Genomic DNA, 21,923 nt, shown 5'->3' with positions numbered 1-21,923 from the left:
AGGATATATATTAGGAAAAATGAGGAAACCCGCGCTGGGCGCGGGTTTTTCGCTGTTTTTGTAAACTTGAAATGATTGTAAAGGCTATGTTAAAGTATACGAAGATCGAAAAGGTTAAAATTTTGATACCTTTTGACAGGTTGTGTCACATTCAATGCTAAGTCAGCATGTTCAGATGAATGGATTCTTACATATGAACAAGGCTTAAAGGAGAGAGACATGAAAGGTTCTAAGGGGAAACGGTGGATAGACAGCCTCTTGCGCAAGCAAGCAGCCGATCATTCTGCCCACAACAACAACTCGAATCGTGAGCCCTCTGAGCCGTCGAATCCACAAGAACGGGGATGGACCTCACCGCGCAGGTGGATTTGGATTTCGGCAGGGGCAATGCTCATAGCAGGATCGATATATACGGGCGGAAAAGCGTATGTGAACGCGAATACGGTTCCGTTCTATCATGTGTATGTAGATGGAAAAGCAATCGGTACCATTCAAGATGATGCCCAGCTTGACCAGCTGCTCAACGAGAAGCAGAAGGAGTATCAGGAGGAGTATCCTGATGTACTTATGGTGCTTCATACCGACGGCATTACAACAAAGGCCGATCGTTCCTTTAAACCCGAGGTGAACAGCGAGGAGACACTCCATAAGCTGGATAACATGCTGAAGGCATATGCCCGCGGCGTGGAGCTGAAGGTGAACGGCAAGACTGTGGCGATCGTAAAGGATCAACAGACGGCCAAGGTCGTCGTTGAAGCGGCTAAGCTGAAGTTCGCACCAGCGGCTGCCCAGAAGGAGAAGACGCAGAGGGTTGCTTTCACGAAAACGTCCGCATCGGCATCGGGCAAGAAGAGCGATGACGGAAGCGGGCTCCAGTCCGTGGATATCAAGGAGAAGATCTCGCTTGCTAATACGAAGGCCGATCCGAACAAGGTGCTGGACGTGGAAGAAGCGGTCAAGGTGCTGACCGGCACGAAGGACAAGCCGGTGGTGTACACAGTGAAAGAGGGGGATACGATCTCCTCAATTGCACAGCATTTCGGTATGAAGTCTGCGGACGTCATGGCGCTGAATCCCGGACTGGAGGAGAAATATGTTCAGATCGGGGCCGAGTTGCAGGTAACGAGGCCGGAAGCGCCGCTGACGGTAAGAACGGTGGAGACGGTGTCGTTGAAGCAGCCGAGCAAACCGGAAACGATTGTCCGCAAGAGCAGCGAGCTTCCACTTGGGAAACGAAAGGTCGTTCGGCCCGGGCGTGATGGCGTCAAAATGGTGGATTATATCGTGACCAAAGAGAATGGCAAGGTTGTCTCCAAGCAATGGACAGGCCAACAAGTGGTTCAGGAATCGCTGCCGGAAGTCGTGTATAAAGGCACCAAGGTAGCACCTAAGAAAAAAGCGGTGACAGTGAGCCAAAAGTCCGATGGCAGCATGTTCGCATGGCCGGTCAGCGGGGCACGCATTACGAGTGCCTACGGTCATCGCTGGGGAAGAAGCCATGAGGGTGTCGATATGGTTGGCGGAAGCACGATTATGGCAGCCGCCTCGGGAACCGTGGTCTTCGCTGGTCAGCAGAGCGGTTACGGCAATGTCGTCATTGTCGATCATGGCAATGGATACCGCACCCTATATGGGCATATGAGCAGGATTTCCGTGAGCAGCGGACAATCCGTTGGACAAGGCTCCAAGCTGGGTGTGATGGGTAATACGGGCCGTTCTACTGGAACTCATCTCCATTTCGAAGTGCAAAAAAATGGAGTTGCCCAAAATCCGATGAATTATCTGTAGTTCTGTGTTATACTAGGTAAACCAATGCGACATAAGCCATTATTGGTTCATATATCATAATAGTGAAGATGGCCGCTCCTTAACGGGGGCGGCCATCTTTGCGTCTTGCCAGTCGGAGTGGGGATGTGGGGCAGAACGGGAAATATCTTTCCAGCCGCTGTTGTCCGCCCTTTGTCTGAATTGAATTTTATGAGGGGACAAAGGACTCCCAAAGGCGTCTTCCAAGATATTTTCCCTTATCTGTCGAATCCATCCCCGTATTTCGGCCAGGCTGCGAAGCGGGTGGCCGCCCCCTGAATCGGGGCGGCCGTAGGGAGGCGGTGTGGGCGGGGCAGAACGGGAAATAAGTCTGCAGTGGTGTCCCTCGATAAGAATTATTCTCTTTTGTAGGCGTAGACTAGGAGATTAACCAACGATAGTATCACCACTGCAAAAAACATCATAAAGGAAACAGCGTCGCCGCTGGTTCCTAATTCATCTGCAAGGTAACCTATTTGATAGGTCAGATGAGCCGATACTGCCAAACTAATAAGGGTAATTATTGCGATTGTAAAGCCATTGATTATTTTATGGCGATTCCGAAAAATCATGATGAACAATGAGATGATCAGAATGAGGATAAACAGAATATATATGGGTCTAAAATGAGTAACTATATTTGTACTTTCCATCCATATAACTCCTTCCTATATTTATAGATTGAGCTCTCATTCTTAACTTAAATAAAACGGGTGAAACTCCCTTAAAGGATGATTCCATCATAATCCAGAAAAGTTATGAATTTCAACTATCGAGACGGTTTTACAAGAGCACGATCTTCATCATTTTAATCCGCGCACTCATAAAGCGAAAGGAGTCCTCTTCTCTTACGCCTGTTCTGTTATTCATTCAAGATTATCATTAAAGTAGCCGCCCCCTGAATCAGGTGAGCTGTTAGGAGCTGTGGGTGTGTAGCGGCGGCAGGTGTGGTAAAATGGGAGGAAGACCGTTTAAGTGGTGAGTTCAAAAAGTCAAACTTTCAGCACCGAGAAGGTTGGATGAAGCTAGGGATTGAGGAGCGGAGCGTACGTTTTGGGTACGTGAGCACCGGAAAGCCCGGCTGAATTCAAGATTCGATGTCGAGTGGGCTACTGGTGCTGCTTCGTGATCAAAGGGGGGCTTTTTGAACATCCACTTTAAGTGAAGGTATGAGGTGAACAGGACAATGCAGGGAACCATTCTGGTGGTGGATGACGAACAACCCATCGCCGATATTTTAAAGTTTAACTTGGAAAAAGAGGGCTATGATGTCATCTGCGCTTTTGATGGCATTAGCGCGGTAGAGATTGCACTCACGAAGCGGCCGGATTTAATGCTGCTTGATTTGATGCTGCCCGGAAAAGACGGAATGGATGTGTGCCGCGAGGTACGTGCCGCGAACCTGCAGATCCCGATTATCATGCTGACGGCGAAGGACGGGGAGATCGACAAGGTGCTTGGACTTGAGCTTGGCGCGGATGATTACGTGACGAAGCCGTTCAGCACCAGAGAAATACTGGCACGCGTGAAGGCGCATCTGCGCCGTCAGCAGAAGCCGGACAACTCAGCGGATAACACAGGCGACACAAGTGCAGGCGGACAAGGCCTGCGGCTGTTTGAGCTGTTTATTGATACCGATATGTACATGGTATACAAAAGCGGGGAAGCGCTTGATCTGACGCACCGCGAATATGAATTGGTGTATTATTTGGCCCGTAATGCCGGCAAAGTGATGACTCGTGAACATTTGTTGCAGGCGGTATGGGGTTTTGAATACTTTGGCGATGTGCGGACTGTGGATGTTACCATTCGCCGACTTCGCGAGAAGATTGAAGAGAATCCGAGCAAGCCGGAATATATCCTGACTCGGCGCGGACTAGGCTACCTGATGCGCAGCGCTAAAAACGGAGGCCTGTAATGAAGTGGTTGTCCTTCTTCCGCACCATTCAGGCGAAGGTCATCATCATCTATGTCCTTCTCATTCTGATCGCGATGCAGCTGATCGGGGTGTATTTTGTTAGTGCGATGAAGAACTCGCTGACCAGCAACTTCACGAAGGATTTGCAGGAGCGCGCAGAGCTGATGTCGGTTCTGGCAGCCAAAACTCTTGGTGGCGAGAATGATACGGAGGAGGACCCGTATGAGAGCCTGCGTGTCATGGTGAACAATTTGTTCAATCTGAACGGAGCCGAGATCCAGGTGCTGGATCCCACCGGGCGGGTACTGACGACTTCGCTGCCCTCCCACGCTGATTATGTGAACACCAAGAACACGCAGACGGTTGTCAGCCGGGCCTTGCAGGGAATACAGGATAATGAAGAGTATATCATCGATGATGATAATATCCGCAAAAAAGTGGTGGCCAAGCCCGTCATGTACAACGAGAAAATCGTCGGTGCGATTTATATCGTAGCCAGCATGAGCGAGTTGTACAGCACGATGCAGCGGATCAACAATATTTTTATATCGGGCATTCTCTTGGCCCTTGGTTTGACGGCGGTGCTTGGCGTAATCCTGTCACATACGATTACCCATCCGATCAAGGAGCTGACCAAGCATGCCCGGGCTGTCGCGGATGGCCGGTTTACCGAGAAAACGCCAGTGTTCGGCAGCGATGAGATCGGCCAGCTCAGCCAGGCGTTCAACTATATGACCAGCCGTCTGCGCGAAGCCCTCTCGCAGAACGAAGAAGAGAAAGAGAAGCTTGCTTCGATTCTGACCAATATGAGCGACGGTGTTATCGCAACCGATGAAGCGGGACGCGTCATTCTGATGAACCGGCGCGCCGGCGAAATGCTGGGCGTGGAGGGGGAAGAGCTGGCAGGACACGATATCGTGTCCCTACTGGGTCTTGAGGAGTCCGAGTCGGAGGCGCTGGCGCTCAGCGAAGGTCATAATTCCAAACTGCTGGAGATTGTGCCGCACGAGGGCAGCGAACCGTTCATGATGCGTGTGACCTTTACTCCGATTCACCGGCGGGAGATCGGCATCACCGGTACGATTGCGGTGCTGCAAGACGTTACAGAGCAAGAAAAATTGGAAGCATCCCGGCGGGAGTTCGTGGCGAATGTATCCCATGAGCTGCGCACGCCGCTGACAACCATCAAGAGTTATACCGAGGCGCTCGAGGATGGGGCGCTGGAGGATAAACAGATGGGGCCACGATTTGTCGGCGTCATTCAGAATGAGACCGGCCGGATGATCCGGCTGGTAACGGACCTGCTGCATCTGTCACGGCTTGATTCCAAGGAGGCTGCGCTGCATAAGGAGCCAACGGACATTGTGGAGATGCTGGAGGACGTAGAGGACCGTTTCTCTTTCCAAATGAAGCAAAAGCATATCCGTACCATTATTGAGGTGAAACCGGGCGTATCGACAGCTATGCTGGACCGGGATGGCATTGATCAGGTTCTCGACAACCTGATATCTAATGCTCTTAAATATACGCCAGACGGAGGCACAATCACCATGGATGCAAGCATTACGGAGGAAGGCATGCTGTCCTTATCGGTAAAGGATACCGGGATCGGCATTCCGAAGAAGGATCTTGACCGAATCTTTGAGCGCTTCTACCGGGTAGATAAGGCCCGGACTCGCAATTTAGGCGGAACGGGGCTCGGTCTATCCATTGCCCGGGAAATTGTCAGGGCACATGGAGGTTTTATTACGCTTCATTCCGAGCTGGAGAAAGGCACCACGGTGACCTTCACCTTGCCCCTGGATTATGAGGGGAGGGCGTTAACGTGAAGGAACGATTAAAGACCATTCTATTGGTTGTGTTGGTCGTTGGCAGTTTGCTGCAGAGTTACGTTTTGATTTTCCGCTTTCCAGGCAGTGATTCGGTTGTGCAATCTAAGAACGCCTATATCCGAACCGAGGAAATGGGCCCGGAGGAAAAGGCTGAGAATCTGCTCTTTCCCGACAAGATGATTATTCATCTGGGCGAAGACCAACATACGGTGTTCTATCCGAATGATACGTTCTACAATCTCGTATATAACCGGCTTAAAGGCCGAACCTTTGATAATTTCCAGCGACGGATGGTCAGTAACATCGATTGGGCCAAGGTTCGCTCCGAGAATCGGGGCATTGAGCTGAGCTTTGATTCCGGCATTCCGGTTACCCTGCTCCAGAGAGTGATGCAGATCGTTCCGGATTCCCTGTTTGAAGGGGAGAGCATCAATAAAATATGGCTGTACAGCGTGGAAGGCGAAGCGAAGATTCATGTGATGTTTTTCAGTACGAAGGGCGATGTCGTTTATGAAGCTGCGCAGGCGGATTTGACCGTACAGGACGTGGATCAACTGGTGGACTTCGGGCTGAGCTGGACACCGTATAAGATGGTGAATGGCCGGTATTATACCCCGGAGAAGGAACTGAATATGGTCAGCATTGAACTGCCGATTGGCGAATATACGGTAGAGCAGATGCAGCGAAGTCTGTTCTTTGACCCTAGTATCACCCGCAACATCCGGGAAAAAGACGGGTCCGAGATTTATACGGACAGTAAGCGGAGCCTGCAGGTAGATCAGGGGCAGAAATGGATCAGTTATACCGATCCGGCTGCGCCGCCATCCGGTGAGAGCAGCCCCGGCAAGGACGTGCTGTCCGCCATCGATTTCGTGAATCAGCACGGGGGCTGGAATGGCACGTACAGGCTGGCTAAGGCGAGTGAATCCGAGGATCGGACGCTGGTCAAATTCCAGCAGTACTATGGCGGATACCCGATCCTGAATACACCAGGCTTTCAGTATGGCGTCATGGAATTGGATTTACAGCAGGGAACAGTCACCTCGTATGAGCGCTCGCTCTTATATCTTGAGTCTGCTGCCTTGAAGAAGCAGATGGTGAAGCTGACAGGGGGCGAGGCCTTGGAAGCGAAGCTGAAGCCTTATATCGAGGAGAAGAATATGGTTATGGGTCTGGATCCTGCTTATTTACCGGTGCTGACGGGAGAAGGGCTGCTGTTGAAGCCGGTATGGGCCTTGGAGCTCCAGAACGGGTCAGTTATCACACTCGAATAAATGATTTAGATATAATTGAATCACAAGGAGGGAAAATCATGGATTGGGGCCGTGCCAAAAATGTATTGATTTACGCGTTTTTGCTGCTGAATCTGGTGCTGGGCTATCAGCTCTGGATGGATTACCGCGAGCAGGTCGGCTCCAATCTGGCTTTCACCTCGCTTTCCGAGAGCACCCAGCAGGTGATGGAGAAGAATGGGATTCAATTACTGAGTCCGATTCCAACAGAAACGCCGCAGCTGCCCAAGATTAATTATATCTACAGCGCGGAAGCCCAGGGAGAGCCGGTAGGGCTGGAGCAGCCGGTGGATACCAAGCTGATTTATGCCGATGAGAAGGAATTGCGGAATGCGCTGGAAGGCAAGATCGCGGATCTTGGGAACTATCGCCATGATGAGCCATCGGATAAGGAGAACGTCTTCGTATTCCGACCGTTGGTGCAGAAGGAATGGCCGCTGTTTAATGTGGAATTGGAGTTTATCCATGAATCCCAGAAGATCCATGCGTTTCGCGTACCCGTGTTTGAGATTCTGCCAAGCAGCGATATGGTGGAGCAGAAGGTTCTGCCCGCATCGAAGGCATTGGAGACACTTATTGAACGTAATTTCATCCCGCCTGATTCGGCGGTAAGGGACATTCAGCTTGGCTATTATGGACAGTTGTTTAATACGGAGGATCAGTTAGCAGCACCAACCTGGCGGTTTACATTGGATCATGGCGAGATGATCTATGTACAAGGCATCAGCGGAGACGTGCTGACGCCAAAAAGCGATACGACAAAGGAGTAACAAGACTATGGGGATTTCATTTTCCGTGCTGTCGAGCGGCTCAACGGGCAATGCGACCATTGTCCGCAATGAGGATACGACACTGCTGATTGATGCGGGCTTAAGTGCAAAGCGCATTGATGAGCTGTTGAAGGAACGCGAAATGATGGGAGAAGAAATCGACGGGATTCTGGTCACGCATGAGCATTCGGATCATATCCGTGGGCTTGGCGCAGTGGCACGCAAATACAATCTGCCGATCTATGCGAATGAGAAGACGTGGGAAGCGATGAGCAAGTCGCTGGGCAAGATTGCGGAAGAGAACCGGATTGTGCTGGAGAGTCATGAGGTCAAGGATTTTGGCACGCTTCGGGTGGAGCCGTTTGAAATATCCCATGACGCTGCGGCACCGGTCGGTTATTGCTTCTATGACGGCGACGAGAAGCTGGGCGTCGCTACGGACCTCGGTTATGTCAGTGATAAGGTGAAGAAAGCGCTGGATGGATCGGATGTCCTGGTCCTGGAAGCCAATCACGATATTGAGATGCTCCGGATGGGACGCTATCCGTGGAATACCAAACGCCGAATTCTCGGCGACATGGGGCATTTATCGAATAATTCGGCAGGCGATGCCTTAAGCGAGCTGCTGACGGGAGATACCAAACGTACATATCTTGCTCATCTCAGTCTCGATCATAACATGATGGAGCTGGCGAGAATGACCGTACGCGATACGATGGAGGACCGCGGCTGCTTCTTTAAGGATAGCGAGTTTAAATTGTGCGATACGTATTATGACCGTCCGACCCCTTGGGATAAGGTGGGGGAATAGGTTTCGGCAACGACAGGTTTACCGTAGGAAATTTATTTTCGAAGCCATCATATATTATTTATCATTATACAGGCATTACAAAAACAGCCCCACCGTCATAGGGATCTATGATATGGAGCTGTTTTTGCTGTTTAAGGAATACCATATTCCAAGAAACAAGGCTCGTTCTAACGCTTGCTGAGGCTCTCTTGCGCCATACGAACCATCTCCCGGACCATGGAACCGCCAATCGCACCACCGACTTTACCGGCCTGCTCGGTGGTCAGATCTCTGTTGTCGCCCGGCTTCAGCGGAACACCAAGTGACTTGGCCACCTCATATTTGACGTCCTGCTGTCTCTGCGGGTCTACTTGATAGCCTTCCTCCCGCATGACGTTGGTCATGAACTGCTGCATTTCGGGACTCCGGCGCCGCCTTGATCTTCTAGTCATTCCATAACCCCTCCTTACAGTATGGTTTCCCCTTCATAACATTCCCTGCAGGTCACCTACAGATGAATGGATAACCTAACCAGTTCAACTATGGGAAGAGCTGAAGAGAATGGGGTTGTGGGAGAGGTGGAAAATTCTGCACATAAGACAGAATCAGAGCATCGCTTGCATTCATTATCTGACGAAATCTTACCCACCATATAATCATAGAGATATACCTCAGATGTACTTCGTATTAGAGGCTGGGTTGTTTACGGAAGGTCATCGGGGTAACCCCGGTTTCCCGCTTAAATACAGCACAGAACTGGGAGTCCTTGACGAATCCCGAATCGTTAGCCACTTGCGAGATGGTCATTTCCGTGTGCAGCAGCAGGGACTTGGCATGATCCAGCCGTTTGCGCAGCAAATAGTGCTGGGGAGAGACGCCGGTTGTTTCCTTAAACAAATGGCGGAAGCGCTCGTAACTGTACCCGGACATGCTGGCTAATGATTCGCCGGAAATTTTTTGCTGAAAATGCTCGTCCATATAATTGATGGCGTATTTAAGCCGTCCTTCAACCGGCTGGAGATGTTTGTTCAGACCTACCAGACGCTGAATTTGCGTGGTCAACTCGCTGACGAGCAGATTGAGCATCTCATAATATCCCTCCTGCTGGGAGGTAAACTCATATTCCATCCTCAGAATCAGCTGCTGGATCGTATGTTTATCGTCATCCTCAATGACTTTGTTCAAATTGCGGATGACCTCTTCCTGTTCGCAGAGAAAGCCGATAAAGAGCAGCTCCGAATCGGAGGTATGCTTCTCATCGTGCAGGGTATGCGGAGAGACGAGGGCGAAGGTATGCGGTTTGAAGGTGAAATTGGTCGTTCCGATCCGCGTATTTCCGCTTCCGCCAAAGTAATAAACAAGTTCATAGCATTTATGCTGATGCAGCTGAATGTAGGTGTCTTTTTTATGGTGAGTATGGAAAAGAAACAGCAACCGGTTCATAATTCCCCTCCTTGTGGCTAAATATTAGCCGATTATTATAAAAAGATGACCGAATTCGGGTGATATCCCGCTTGTTTTATTGTTATTATCCTATCAGTTAGTTCCTATTATGACAATTCGACAAGGCGTGTCATCTTATGCTTTAGGGGGACGTTTCTATTCTATTGTCGGTATTTTTGTTATTTTCGTTACAGGTTATGGGTTAGGAACCAACAAACTATAGAGAAAAACGGGGGAGTCGGCTTATCATGGTATTTTCTAAAAAGAGAAGTTTTACAATGTTAGCGGCATTACTCATGGTTTCACTATTGCTCTCCGCATGTTCCGGGTCTGGAGCTGGAAGCAGTACGGGTGGATCGGGGGAGAAATCAGGTTCGAAGACCCTGACGATTATGGCGGAAACCAGTTCCCATGCGGATGCGTTCAAGAGCATCATCCCTGACTTCGAGGAAAAGTACGGCGTGAAAGTGAATGTCGTGGAACTTCCTTACGACCAGTATCAACAACAGCTTAAATTAAAATTTGTATCCGAACAGGTCGATTTCGATTTGGCGTACATCCCGATCGGCTGGGTGCCTGAATTCCAACTGGCGAACTATATCGTTCCGATTGCCACGGAGCAGGCCAAACTGGACGAGCTGGAATTGGATGATTTTCCGGGAATCGACAACGCTTATTTCGGTGCCGACAAACAGCTGTATTTCCTTCCTTATATGAATGAAACGCACGGCATTCTGTATCGGACCGACCTGTTTGAAGATGCGGCCGAGAAGAAAGCGTTTCAGGACAAGTATGGCTATGAGCTTCAGCCGCCGCAGACGATGCAGCAGTACAAGGATATCGCGGCATTCTTCAACCGTCCGGACGAGAACCTGTACGGTGTGACTCTGATGGGCGAGAATAGCATTCTGTCCGGTTTTGCGTTCTACAACCGTCTGTTTAACTACGGCGGCGACTTATACGACAACAATTATAAACAGCAATTTAACAATGAAGCGGGTATCAAAGCGCTGAATGACTTCAAGGAATTGTTCCAGTATGCTTCTCCTGCGGCCAGACAGTATGGTTGGTCGGATGCTTCCTCCGAGTTCCTGCAAGGACGCAGCGCGATGGCGGAGATGGCCACTACGGTTGCGCAAATGGCGCAGGATCCGAATCAGTCCACTATTGCCGGGAAAGTCGGATTCACTGCAATTCCGGCAAATGATGACAACACCAGCGACATTAAACGTTTCTATCTGCCATACGGTTTTGTCATGACCAAGCATTCCGACAATCAGGAAGCCGCTTTCCAATGGATGGAGTTCGCAACCAGCCAGGAAATGATGGAGAAAGCGGCGCCGGTAGGAAACATTCCTGCCCGTACTTCGGCGCTTACTGGAAGTTTGGCTTCGGAATACAGCTTCTATGAGCCGCATGCGGACATCATGAATTCCTTCCGCTTGGAGACGCTGCCGCTCATTCCGGAAGGTTCGACGATTACAGGCGAAATTCTGCCGAATGCCGTCGTGAAATATTTGTTCGGCGAACGAGCTGCCGAGGATGCCCTGAAAGAGGCGGAAACCGAATTCAATGAATTGATGAAATCGCGAGGATACTAAGGATCATCCAGGAATGACAGCAGTTCGCTGCTAAGAGAAAGGAAGGGGCACCCTTCCTTTCTCTATATTCTCTAACGTAAGGCGGTTAATGAACAATGCCATCTCAACCACGTGAAAGACTATGGTTCGTTTTGCCGGGCATTCTGATCATCGTTCTGGTTCTGCTGATTCCGATTCTGGCAGCACTGGGACTCAGTTTTTTCTCCTACCCGCTACAGCGACCGGATTTGGGCATCCAATTTATTGGACTCGATAATTTCAAAAGGCTTCTGGCGGACACCACCTTCATGAATTCATTATGGAGAAGTGTCCAGTTCACGGTAGGTGCCGTTGCCGCGGAAATGATCGTGGGAACGATGCTGGCCCTGCTGCTGAAGGGTCATGTGTGGGGGAAGTCATTCTTCAAAGTTGCCTTTATGGTCCCTATGATGATGGTTCCGGTTGTTGTCGGGGTAGCCTGGAGGCTGTTCCTGCTTCCGGAATTTACGCCGCTAGGACCCATCTTTAAATTTCTGCATATTCCCTTCGATACATCGAAGCTGCTGACCGATCCGGGCTGGGCGATGTTCTCGGTCATTCTGGCGGACGTGTGGCAGTGGAGTCCGTTTGTCATGATTATGATACTCGCTAACCTTCAAGGGATCCCGGACGATGTGTACGAGGCCGCCCAGATGGACGGGGCTTCCAGATGGAAGACCTTCTGGTCGATGACCCTGCCATTGGTTGCCCCGGCTTTGCTGTCCGTAGCCGTGCTGCGGGCGATGGACGCCGTCCGGACCTTCGACTTGGTCTACATTCTAACCAGTGGCGGACCGGGCACGGCAACCGAGCTGGTGTCTGTATACAACTATAAAATCGCATTTAGCCGCTATGACATGGGATATGCGTCGGCTGTCTCCACTGCCGTGATGATACTGCTGGCCGTGGTCATATTCGGCGCGCTTTATATGCTTAGCCGGGGAGGGAAGAAGCGATGAATAGCCGAAAACTGAAAGACCATCTGTTTACGGGATTCAAAACAGGGATACTTCTCCTGTTCTTCCTCTTCTTCATGCTGCCGATCGTATGGGTGGCGCTGACATCGATTAAACGCCCTGTTGACCAGATGGCCATTCCGCCGGTCTGGTTCCCGGAGCAGCCGGTCTTTGACAGTTACCTGACCCTGTTTCAGAATCCGGATTTTGTGACAAGCCTGGTGAACAGCCTGCTGATTTCCGGCATTGCCACGTTGATCACCGTGGTTATCGGTGCGATTGCGGCTTATTCGATTGAACGCTTCCGTACCGGGGGCCCGCTGCTGCCGAATCTGCTCTTGATGACGCGGATGATTCCGCCCGTTGTCGTTATTGTGCCGATCTTCCTGCTGGCTTACCGCGTAAATCTGCTGGATACGTATGTTCTTTTAATCATTACCTATTCTGCGCTGAATATGGCGCTAATCATATGGCTGCTCCGTTCCTTCTTCGCCCAGCTGCCTGTGGAGATGGAGGAGGCGGCGATGATTGACGGCTGTTCCCGCATCGGATTGTTCTTCCGCATCGTGCTGCCGGTGGTCATGCCGGGCATTGCGGCAGCGGGGCTGATCTGCTTCATCTTCTGCTGGAATGAGTTCCTGTTCGCGGTGACGCTGTCGGGCGCCCATACGAAGACGATGCCGGTTCTGACCAGCACCTTCGTGAGCGAACGCGGACTGGACCGGGGGCTGATGTCGGCCAGCGGCTTGATATCTAGCCTGCCTGTTATTGTACTAACGATTGTGTTCCAGCGCTATTTGGTGAGCGGTCTCACCCAGGGAAGTGTAAAGTAATATTTTTCGAATGGAGAGAGGAAGAATTCAATGAAAAAGGTAATTATTGACTGTGATCCGGGGATGGACGATTCCCTGGCCCTGATCTTGGCGATCAAATCCCCTGCCCTTCAGGTAGAGGCCGTTACGACGGTAGCCGGTAACTATCCGATCGATGTGACTAGCACGAATGCCCTGAAAGTCATGGAGCTGCTTGGGAAGATCGATATCCCTGTGGCTAAAGGCATGGGGAAACCGCTGGTGCGGGCACTGGCTTCCGATCCGTTCAGTCATGGTTCGGACGGACAAGCTGAATATCATCTGCCGGCGCCGAAGCTGGAGCTGTCAAGCCTGCATGGCGCTGACATGATTATAGAGATGGTCAAGAAGAATGAGGGAGATATTCATATTCTGGCGCTGGGTCCCCTGACCAATGTGGCGCTGGCCATGATGATTGCACCGGAGATCAAACCGATGATCAGCTCGATCACGGCGATTGCCGGTTCCTATGGTCTTAATAGATATGCAACAGCTAACGCTACCGGCGATAATCCGCAGAGTGAGTGGAATGTGTACGTGGATCCGGAAGCTGCAGAGATCGTATTTAACTCAGGCGTGCCGCTGTATGCCATCGGATTGGACGTTGCTACTCATTTTGACGTGAACTTTACGGAGAGTGAGCTTGCCGAGCTGAAGCAGTCTCAAAACCGCGAGGCGGATTTCCTGCATAACATGATTCAATTCGTGCTGGGACGCGGCTTTGAATCGTATTGCGTGCTCATCGATTCGATGGCTGTCGCCGCAGTAATCGAGCCTTCCTTGATTCAATACGTGAAGGGCAAGGTCGGGATCGAGACGAAGGGGGAATTAACCCTGGGCATGACGATTTTGGATACGCGCCATCACCATACTTGGGAACATTTGCCCGAGATCAATGTGGCCTATGAAGCGGACTACCGCCGTTTCTTACGAATGGTGATGGATACCGTGCTCGCTTAATTGCGGGGAGAGCCTATTATCTTGTCAGTAGTGGGCGCATAAGCTAGATTGATCTTCAACCAGAAACCCTACCATATGTGATAGGGTTTCTGGTCTTTTTAATAGGGAAACAAGATAAGCCGATCTTGTCTACAGGGGTCAAGCGGAGGGGAGCATGAAGAATTTTTCCAAGGGGTGGCTTAGGAAGAATAAGTTGCGGGGAATCCATATAGGAATGATGTGTGGGTCGCCGAAGTCCCCTTCAACGTTGTGTTCTGGACTGGATCGATTTGACATGAGAGACTGACAATATTGCCATTTTCTTTACATAATTGTCCGGTATCCTGTTTAAGGGGGAAATGCGCGAATGAGGGTTGCAGGCTGTTAGGAATAGAGGATATGCCGGAAGAGAAGAGTTGGATTGAAGAAAATCCCTGCATAATGGAACCATTTGGTTGTCTGCACGTATACAAGGTTAACAGGTTCATTCGGGCAATTCGTTGTTATGAAATGAAGAATCTCTCATTGTACTGACTCTCAAAATTGCCATCAATATGGCATTTGTTTTTATTAAAGAAAGCTGACGTGAACCTCTGTTCGTGTGGTACAATAGAAACCTAGAAGGTCTGAATGCTTCTGTTAAGCACTTGCATCGAATAAGTACCAGGGAGTTTGCATTTCTAAAATGCGGCCAGCCCAGGTTTTCCCATCTTTTTTTAGAAAAAACAGATGTTTTGCGCTTAAGTCGCCCTGTTTGTGGTAATAGAAGAATACAGGGTTTTTTTTGAACTGTTGGGTGGCAATACATACCTTTTTTGGAACTACATTTCAGGCTATGGATTGAAATATTCAATGTAAAGCCATATTTCGATAAAAGTTCAAGCAGAATGCTCAAAAATGCAACTTTTTTAGCTGCTGAAGAGTCTTTACAATAGAGAGATATTTAACAGGTGATACGCTGCCGATTTCATAGGAAACTAGATACACTCGGTACAGGGCAGGTTGTTATGACGACAAGATGATTTCATAGGTCAGTCGGTAATGGCGGAGGGTCTGAAGCTGGTAAAGTATCTTGACGCGTAGCAACCAAGGGGAGAGAGGGATCGCAATGGGATTATTTGACGATGATTTCTATTCAACTAAAATTTCCAGACGGAGCAAAAATACCAGCGAGGACCGACCTGAGCGAACGAAGTGGCGGACGACCCGCCGTAAAAAGGGTTTATCGACATTCCAGATTTCCGCGATCAGTTCGGTGTGCAGTGCTCTGATTGCGGTGATGCTGTTCAGCTTCATAACGGGCCATCCTGCAACCTCTTCACCGATTACCCTGATTAATGGCAGCCATCAGCTGTCCACGTCCGATGGGGATCCCTATGAACGGATTATTAGCGTTGCTCAGAAGGTGCGACCGGTTGTTGTCAGTGTGCTGACACATAAAGAGAGCGCGGTGCCTGAAGAGGAAGGCCCTGGGGGAGAAGGGTTGGAAGAGGATTTCGGTACCCTGCCAGAGGAAGAGGGAGACTTTGAGCTTCCGGAGGGATTCGACTTCGGTGAGGATTTTGATTTCGGAAATGATTTCGGCAGTTCACAGGAAGACACCCTGGGCTCTGGCGTTATCTTCAAGAAACTTGAAGGCAAAGCCTTCGTGATTACGAATAACCATGTGGTTCAAGGTGCCGTTTCCCTTGAGGTTGTGCTGGTAGGTGGCGAGAAGAAGAAGGCGACGTTGGTCGGAACAGACAAAGTTAGCGATATTGCTGTTCTGTCGATTGACAGTAAAGGCATCGGAGAGGTCGCAGAGTTTGGGGATTCCTCCAAGCTTCGACTCGGCGAAACGGTCATTGCTATCGGCAACCCGCTGGGCCTGGGCGACACGCTCACGTCCGGGATTGTCAGCTACACGAACCGTGTGATACCGGTATCCCTGAACCAGGACGGCATCTACGATTGGGAGCAGGCGGTCATTCAGACCGACGCTGCCATTAATGAGGGGAATAGCGGGGGCGCTTTGGTGGATTTGAACGGTAAAGTTATCGGCATCAACACGATGAAAATTGCGGACACCGGCGTAGAAGGGCTTGGGTTTGCAATTCCGGTCAATGAAATTACGGAGGTTGTAACCGAGTTAATGCTGAAGGGGCATATTGCACGCCCTTATCTTGGCGTATACACCGTGGACTTGGGCAACCCATATGCTCCACTAAGCAAGAAGGAGAAGGAGAACCTCAAGCTGCCGAAGACGGTAACCGAAGGCGTGGTCGTGCTGGATGCGCTTGGACCTGCGCTGGATGCCGGCCTGCAGCTGAACGACGTGATCATCAAATTGGACGGCAAACCGATCACGACAACGCTGGAACTGCGTAAGCATCTCTACCTTAACACAAAGGTGGGCAAAGACCTGGACGTGACCTTCTATCGTGACGGCAAGCTGCAGTCGCTGAAGGTGATGCTGGAAGAGAAGCCTGGAGAATAATGCCGGCTGGATATTGGCTGACTTGCTTGGCCCAAGTCACTGCGGATTTTTTGGAGTAAATGTGCTTGTCCATTGTTTAATGCAGTAGGTTCATGGGTATATATTAAGGTTAGCGTTGAATAATATCCAATATAGAGAGATTGAAAAGGGTTAGATATGAGCCGTGAAACGGCCGCGAAGAAGAGCGTGGATTACGCTCTTTTTTTGCTGTCTGCATCGAAATGATGGTGGGTATAAGGACTTTGGATGTGAAATCCATGGATAGATAGGAAGCTTTTGTGGATTGAAAAACGGCCGGGATGAGCAAATGGGTTAAAAACATTTCTTTTTCTCGTAGAGTGTGGTAGAACAGAAGAGTGGCTATACTGGTTTGAAGAAAAACACAACATGAGGCGAAAGATAGAAAGGATGCATAGAATGTACGTCGTATGCAAGGAACATGTGGAACTAGCGATCGAAAATTTCGTGGATGAATATGAGGATGCCCCGGATATTGTTGATCTGAAGGAGACCGAGTTTTCGGACTGGGACCCACCGGTGAAGTGCGCGGAGTGCGAGAAGCATGCTGAGTTTTTAGTTGTGTAACGTGAATATTTAAATTAAATAAATAATCCAAATGAGAAAGCGTGATGAATTCACGCTTTTTTTGTTTAAAGAGATGTTGAAGTGAATAGAAGAAACAAAGCTTCGATGGACAGTCCTCCGTAGTGTATGATGGATGTATAGATTACACGGAGGCGCGGGTAACCTAGCGTGAATGGAGACGATCAGAAATGGGTGACTACAGAAGATCATGGGAAGACGAGATCAGTCGGGCAGCCGATGAGGCCTATGAGAAGGAAATGGATGGCATCAACCGACAGCTGAAGCAGGAAATTCTCATCGCTCTGATTGGTGATGTGAATACAGGCAAGTCCTCCACCATGAACCGGATCGTCGGTGAAGAGGTCGCTGGTGTCGGGGCAGAGCCTGGAGAAACGACGGAAATTAAACCGCATAAGTACAAGGAGCATATTTACTTCATGGATACACCCGGGTTGAATGATGTGAACACCGCGAACTCGGAGATCACCTTGAAATACTTTAAACAAGCGGATATCGTTCTATTCTTCCTGAACGCTGCGGGTACGGTCTTCTCCGAGGCGGAGAAGAAGTCCTTCGAGAAGATTCGGGACGTGAACTCGAACATCTTGATCGTGCTGAACAAAATAGACGCTGCAGATGAAATCGACCGCCTGGTAGCACGGATTAAGAAGGAGACCGGTGGGCATTATGAGGTTGCGCCGGTATCTTCACGGACGGGAGAAAACATTGACTGGCTGCGGAGCAGCATTCTGGAGATGCTTAAAAAAAAGTCTAAAGACATTCTCTTTGCCAAAAGTATCAAGGAGAAGTCAGCGACTGCCAACGGATGGATCATCGGAGCCTCGATCTCGGCAGGAGCGGTAGGCGCATCACCCATTCCGGGGTCGGATATCATTCCGATTACCGGCATTCAGGTGAGTCTGCTCACCAGGCTTGCGGTGCTGTACAATAGGCCGATCAGCAAGGAGACGGCGAAGGAGCTGGTCATTGCCACGATATTCGGGAATATCGGCAAGAGTATTTTTCGGCAGATTGTGAAGGTCTTCCCTGGAGCGGGGTCGGTCGCCGGAGCAACGGTAGCGGGTGCCACTACCCTGGCACTGGGATATGCGGTGAAATACGCTTACGAGCACAACATCGAGATCAATACGGCGAATATTACGAAGCTCTACAAGAGGTTCAGGGAGAGGGCGGAGACGGAATCGGAATCGGAATACAAGTCCGAGTCGAAGTAAGGAAGACGATGTCGAATGCATACCATATCTAACGGATGGAAATAGAAAAAGGGGCCATCGGCCCCTGATCATAGCTGCGTCATTTGCAGCGACATTATCATGATTTACTTAATGGCCGCAGCGTGATCGGCTTTTGCCTGCTCCAGCATCGATTTCCAATCTGGGAAATCGGTTTCTCTTGAAACATGACGGTCAAACAGTTCATCCGGAATGTTATCGATATCTTCGTGCGTTTCCACTTGGAAGTTACCTTTTACCACAAAATCTCCAAAACTGCTGTGCGATGAATGTTTACGCATAAACGATTCATTGAACAGCTTTTCCAGAGAGATGTTATCCGGATCCTCCTGTACCGATTTTTGGCCTTGTAATTCCTTCAACAGATCATCAAACGACATGGGCTTTTGCTTTCTCAGAGTACCACTCCTATAACTAATATTTGTGTTCAGTATAACATAACCGGATTTCTCATATACAGAGTCAGCTCCGGAAGGCTTGACGCCTTGTTATCTTCTTAATAATGAAGACCAAGTCTGTTCCAGCCAGTGATCAAAGTCATCGCCTTTGTCACCTTCGTACGTATCGTAGATGTCGATTCTCATCTTTTTTAATTTCTCTTTGAAGTCTTCATACGTGTGGTCACGGGGAAGGCTTTTTTTAATGCGGAGCAACACCTTCGAAACGTCCTTCATCAGTTCGCCTTTGGGTCTTTCCGGCATCTGCACGTCCTCACCAAAGGCCAGGAGTTTACGATAGGCTGCCTCTCGCACTTGATAAACCGCATCCGTATTCAGTCTATGCAGCAAAATATCAATGGATTTCTGATTTTTCCAATTTCCCAACGCTTCCACCGCGTCTAACCGTTCTCTCCAATTGGCATTCCGGTTGGCGGAGCTTTTGAGCTCCTCGTAATTCTCGGGCATGTCCGTTATTAATTCTTGACTGTCCAATCTGTTCATCTCCTTCAATATGATGTATCAGGTCGATCTGTACCATATGTTCATTTCGGGGTACCTTTATGATTCTCGGCTTCCGATGTACCGTCTGCCTGCTTGGCCCCTTTACTGGTATAAGGTTTGGGTTTACTCTTCGCTCTTCTCGCACTTGCATCCCAGCGGCTCCAGCCCTTCTTGCCTGTGCCTCTGCCTGTTCCGCCCTTGCCCTTGGATTTACTCAACCCATCACTCCGTTACGGTATATTCTTGTCCCTATATGCTGATTGTTTACCAGCACTGTTGAAATATACACTGTATTAGGCCATATGTATAGGATACCACGGAAATCAGCATAAGAATCGAATTATATGGAGATTGAGATTTCGGTATAAGTAGAGGCATGTCTTCGGTTGACTAATTTTTGCCAGCATGGTATCTTATTTTTGAACTGACCAGTCAGAATAAGAACGGTGATCTGAAATTTAGTTGTGAAAGGGCCGATTCGATTGTGAGCAAAGATAAAATTATCCAAGCAGCCGTTGAAGTATTCTCCGAGAACGGATATCACCGCGCAAGCATGGACGAGATTGCCGCCCGCGCACAGGTTGCCAAGGGGACTCTGTACTATAACTTCCCGGGCAAATCCCAGCTCTTCAAGACGGTGGTGAAGCAGGGCTTCGAAGATATTATGCAGCGGACGGAGGCAGACCTGAATTCCTCCCTGCCAATGAAGGAGAAGATTGAGCGCACGATTCGCCATCATCTGGATCTGTTTCTCGAATCCCGCCATTTCTCGCACATCGTATTTAATGAGATTTCGAACGGCATCGAGCAGGATGTTCTGGACGAGTTGAAGGAGCTGAAACGGAAGTATTTAAGCTTCCTGGCAAGCATCATCGAGGAAGGTCAGTGCGAAGAGAACCTGTGCCGTGCCGTTGATCCTAATCTGGCCGCTGCCAGTATTGTCGGAACGCTGGAGAGCACATGTAATTATTACCTGAATCATCAGGATACGTATTCACGCGAGGATCTGGAGCGGTTTGCCTTCACGATGATTACCCAAGGCCTGTTTATATCGCTTGAATAAGCAAGGCCTTCTTTTTTTAAGTATGTATAACTGACCAGTCAGTTCAAATTAGCGATGGAAAGCGAAGGTGTTAAGCATGGAATGGAATAAGAACGGTTTACTTCCGCTGGAATGGTTCCGCCAGATGCGGACGGAATCTCCGGTGGAGGCAATTGAGGGTAATGGAGGCTGGAACGTTTATAAATACGTGGATGTTAAAGCCGTCTTCACGAATTACGAATTGTTCTCTTCTCAAGGGTCCTCTTCTTCCGATGATCCGATTGAATCCAGCATCTTGCGGCAGGATCCGCCGAAGCACCGTCAGCTGCGTAAGCTGGTATCCCATGCTTTTACGCCTCGTATCATAGAATCGCTTGCCCCCAAGATCCAGGAGATCACGACATCCCTGCTGGACGAAGCGGAGAAGAAGGGGAAGATGGATATCGTTGCCGATCTCGCAAGTCCGCTGCCGATCACGGTGATTGCCGAGATGCTCGGCGTATCGATGGAGGACCGGGAGCGATTTAAGGCGTGGTCGGACGCCCTGGTAGGTAACAATGGGGATGCTTATTATCAGTGTCAGCGTGAGATGAGCGAATACTTCTCCGAAATCGCGGAGAATCGCCGTCGTCATCCCCAGGACGATCTGATTACGAAACTGGTGGAGGCGCGTATCGACAATGAACATCTCACCGACCTGGAGATTATCGGGTTCTGTATTCTCCTTCTCGTAGCGGGTAATGAAACGACAACCAATCTGATCTCATCGGCGGTGCTTGCTTTTGATAGCCTGCCTGAGGTCCGTGCAGAGGTACTTGGAGATTCAACGCTGCTTCCAGGGGCAATCGAAGAAGTCTTCCGTTACTTCTCACCTGTTCAATTGATGTTCCGCAGCGTGAAGCAGGACACCGTGCTGCGCGGGCAGGAGCTGAAGCAGGGACAGTTCGTTTATATCTGGATGGCTTCGGCCAATCATGACGAGGATGTGTTCGAGCAGCCGGACGTATTCAACATCCACCGGAATCCGAACCCGCATCTGGGCCTCGGAAGCGGCATCCACTACTGTATGGGCTCACAGCTGGCGCGGATGGAGTCCCGGATTGCCCTCCAGACCCTGCTGGATCGTTACCCCGAATATCGCCGTGATCGCTCCGTAGAGCTGAAACGGATGGATAGCACGATGATGTTTGCGCTGAAGGAGCTGCCGGTCTTTTTAAAATAGACACGAAGAGAAGAGTCACTCTCAGAGAGCGGCTCTTTTTTTCGATAATCGCTGTAAGTTGGTCAAACACAGTCGAACAAGCTTAGAAGTAAATGAGTTGGCAATCTCAAACTCTAATGCTCTACTGGCTTTTGCGTTGACAAGGAAATAAGGGAGCTTGCTGTAGGAAGGCGGGTCAGGTCTGGGTA

Annotated in this window: 21 protein-coding genes; 15 read left to right on the top strand and 6 right to left on the bottom strand. The window is 49.8% G+C overall.

Features of this window, described 5'->3' with window-relative positions:
* Window positions 1–219 precede the first annotated feature (219 nt).
* Window positions 220–1,788, top strand: a complete 1,569-nt coding sequence (locus AB4124_RS29445) for a peptidoglycan DD-metalloendopeptidase family protein (RefSeq protein ID WP_441975035.1) — start codon at window positions 220–222, stop codon at window positions 1,786–1,788.
* A gap of 374 nt (window positions 1,789–2,162) precedes the next feature.
* Here AB4124_RS29445 and AB4124_RS29440 read toward each other — a convergent pair whose 3' ends face one another.
* Window positions 2,163–2,459: a hypothetical protein gene (locus AB4124_RS29440; protein ID WP_441975034.1), complete on the bottom strand. Its 297-nt coding sequence runs from the start codon at window positions 2,457–2,459 to the stop codon at window positions 2,163–2,165.
* Window positions 2,460–2,992: 533 nt separating this feature from the next.
* Between AB4124_RS29440 and yycF the strand changes: the two genes are divergently transcribed.
* Genes yycF through AB4124_RS29415 form a run of 5 tightly spaced genes read left to right on the top strand, consistent with a single transcriptional unit; the run spans window position 2,993 to window position 8,429 of the window.
* A complete protein-coding gene (yycF, locus tag AB4124_RS29435; protein WP_441975033.1) occupies window positions 2,993–3,724 on the top strand; it encodes a response regulator YycF in 732 nt (243 codons plus the stop codon).
* Complete coding sequence (gene walK, locus AB4124_RS29430) at window positions 3,724–5,553, top strand: cell wall metabolism sensor histidine kinase WalK (protein ID WP_441975032.1); 1,830 nt, start codon at window positions 3,724–3,726, stop codon at window positions 5,551–5,553. Before yycF ends, walK begins: the two co-directional genes overlap by 1 nt.
* Entirely contained in the window at window positions 5,550–6,830 is a 1,281-nt protein-coding gene (locus AB4124_RS29425) for a YycH family regulatory protein (RefSeq protein ID WP_441975031.1), read from the top strand. The genes walK and AB4124_RS29425 overlap by 4 nt, the downstream gene beginning before the upstream one ends.
* A gap of 38 nt (window positions 6,831–6,868) precedes the next feature.
* Complete coding sequence (yycI, locus tag AB4124_RS29420; RefSeq protein ID WP_441975030.1) at window positions 6,869–7,618, top strand: two-component system regulatory protein YycI; 750 nt, start codon at window positions 6,869–6,871, stop codon at window positions 7,616–7,618.
* Window positions 7,619–7,625: 7 nt separating this feature from the next.
* Complete coding sequence (locus AB4124_RS29415; protein WP_379411856.1) at window positions 7,626–8,429, top strand: MBL fold metallo-hydrolase; 804 nt, start codon at window positions 7,626–7,628, stop codon at window positions 8,427–8,429.
* 167 nt (window positions 8,430–8,596) lie between these two features.
* On the opposite strand, the gene AB4124_RS29410 is transcribed toward AB4124_RS29415, so the two are convergent.
* Entirely contained in the window at window positions 8,597–8,860 is a 264-nt protein-coding gene (locus AB4124_RS29410; RefSeq protein ID WP_441975029.1) for an alpha/beta-type small acid-soluble spore protein, read from the bottom strand.
* 235 nt (window positions 8,861–9,095) lie between these two features.
* Complete coding sequence (locus tag AB4124_RS29405) at window positions 9,096–9,851, bottom strand: AraC family transcriptional regulator (protein WP_339269104.1); 756 nt, start codon at window positions 9,849–9,851, stop codon at window positions 9,096–9,098.
* A gap of 278 nt (window positions 9,852–10,129) precedes the next feature.
* Between AB4124_RS29405 and AB4124_RS29400 the strand changes: the two genes are divergently transcribed.
* The 7 genes from AB4124_RS29400 to AB4124_RS29370 all read left to right on the top strand — a co-directional run bounded on the left by AB4124_RS29400 (window position 10,130) and on the right by AB4124_RS29370 (window position 18,512).
* On the top strand, window positions 10,130–11,452 hold the full coding sequence (locus tag AB4124_RS29400) for an ABC transporter substrate-binding protein (protein ID WP_441975028.1): 1,323 nt from the start codon (window positions 10,130–10,132) through the stop codon (window positions 11,450–11,452).
* Between the two features lie 95 nt (window positions 11,453–11,547).
* The gene (locus AB4124_RS29395; protein ID WP_430113294.1) at window positions 11,548–12,429 is read left to right on the top strand and encodes a carbohydrate ABC transporter permease; all 882 of its coding nucleotides are present in this window, start codon (window positions 11,548–11,550) and stop codon (window positions 12,427–12,429) included.
* On the top strand, window positions 12,426–13,259 hold the full coding sequence (locus tag AB4124_RS29390; RefSeq protein ID WP_076326598.1) for a carbohydrate ABC transporter permease: 834 nt from the start codon (window positions 12,426–12,428) through the stop codon (window positions 13,257–13,259). The genes AB4124_RS29395 and AB4124_RS29390 overlap by 4 nt, the downstream gene beginning before the upstream one ends.
* A gap of 30 nt (window positions 13,260–13,289) precedes the next feature.
* Window positions 13,290–14,237 (top strand): nucleoside hydrolase, encoded by a 948-nt coding sequence (locus AB4124_RS29385; protein WP_076326599.1) that lies wholly within the window; start codon window positions 13,290–13,292, stop codon window positions 14,235–14,237.
* A gap of 1,087 nt (window positions 14,238–15,324) precedes the next feature.
* Complete coding sequence (locus tag AB4124_RS29380) at window positions 15,325–16,692, top strand: S1C family serine protease (protein ID WP_430113313.1); 1,368 nt, start codon at window positions 15,325–15,327, stop codon at window positions 16,690–16,692.
* A 417-nt stretch (window positions 16,693–17,109) separates the two neighbouring features.
* Entirely contained in the window at window positions 17,110–17,277 is a 168-nt protein-coding gene (locus AB4124_RS29375) for a CxxH/CxxC protein (RefSeq protein ID WP_006207301.1), read from the top strand.
* A 188-nt stretch (window positions 17,278–17,465) separates the two neighbouring features.
* Complete coding sequence (locus AB4124_RS29370; protein WP_441975027.1) at window positions 17,466–18,512, top strand: GTPase; 1,047 nt, start codon at window positions 17,466–17,468, stop codon at window positions 18,510–18,512.
* A gap of 104 nt (window positions 18,513–18,616) precedes the next feature.
* Here AB4124_RS29370 and AB4124_RS29365 read toward each other — a convergent pair whose 3' ends face one another.
* The 3 genes from AB4124_RS29365 to AB4124_RS29355 form a co-directional block, all read right to left on the bottom strand.
* Complete coding sequence (locus AB4124_RS29365) at window positions 18,617–18,910, bottom strand: hypothetical protein (protein ID WP_076326602.1); 294 nt, start codon at window positions 18,908–18,910, stop codon at window positions 18,617–18,619.
* Between the two features lie 108 nt (window positions 18,911–19,018).
* The gene (locus tag AB4124_RS29360) at window positions 19,019–19,471 is read right to left on the bottom strand and encodes a HEAT repeat domain-containing protein (RefSeq protein ID WP_076326603.1); all 453 of its coding nucleotides are present in this window, start codon (window positions 19,469–19,471) and stop codon (window positions 19,019–19,021) included.
* A gap of 41 nt (window positions 19,472–19,512) precedes the next feature.
* Window positions 19,513–19,689: a DUF3934 family protein gene (locus tag AB4124_RS29355; protein ID WP_076326604.1), complete on the bottom strand. Its 177-nt coding sequence runs from the start codon at window positions 19,687–19,689 to the stop codon at window positions 19,513–19,515.
* Between the two features lie 266 nt (window positions 19,690–19,955).
* On the opposite strand from AB4124_RS29355, the gene AB4124_RS29350 reads away from it, so the two are divergent.
* The gene (locus AB4124_RS29350) at window positions 19,956–20,534 is read left to right on the top strand and encodes a TetR/AcrR family transcriptional regulator (protein ID WP_430201781.1); all 579 of its coding nucleotides are present in this window, start codon (window positions 19,956–19,958) and stop codon (window positions 20,532–20,534) included.
* Window positions 20,535–20,610: 76 nt separating this feature from the next.
* A complete protein-coding gene (locus AB4124_RS29345; RefSeq protein ID WP_441975026.1) occupies window positions 20,611–21,735 on the top strand; it encodes a cytochrome P450 in 1,125 nt (374 codons plus the stop codon).
* The last annotated feature ends 188 nt before the right edge of the window (window positions 21,736–21,923 follow it).

It is taken from the genome of Paenibacillus sp. 2KB_20 (genome assembly GCF_052115765.1).
Taxonomy (GTDB): domain Bacteria; phylum Bacillota; class Bacilli; order Paenibacillales; family Paenibacillaceae; genus Paenibacillus_AQ.
This window is presented reverse-complemented; position numbering and strand designations above follow the sequence as displayed.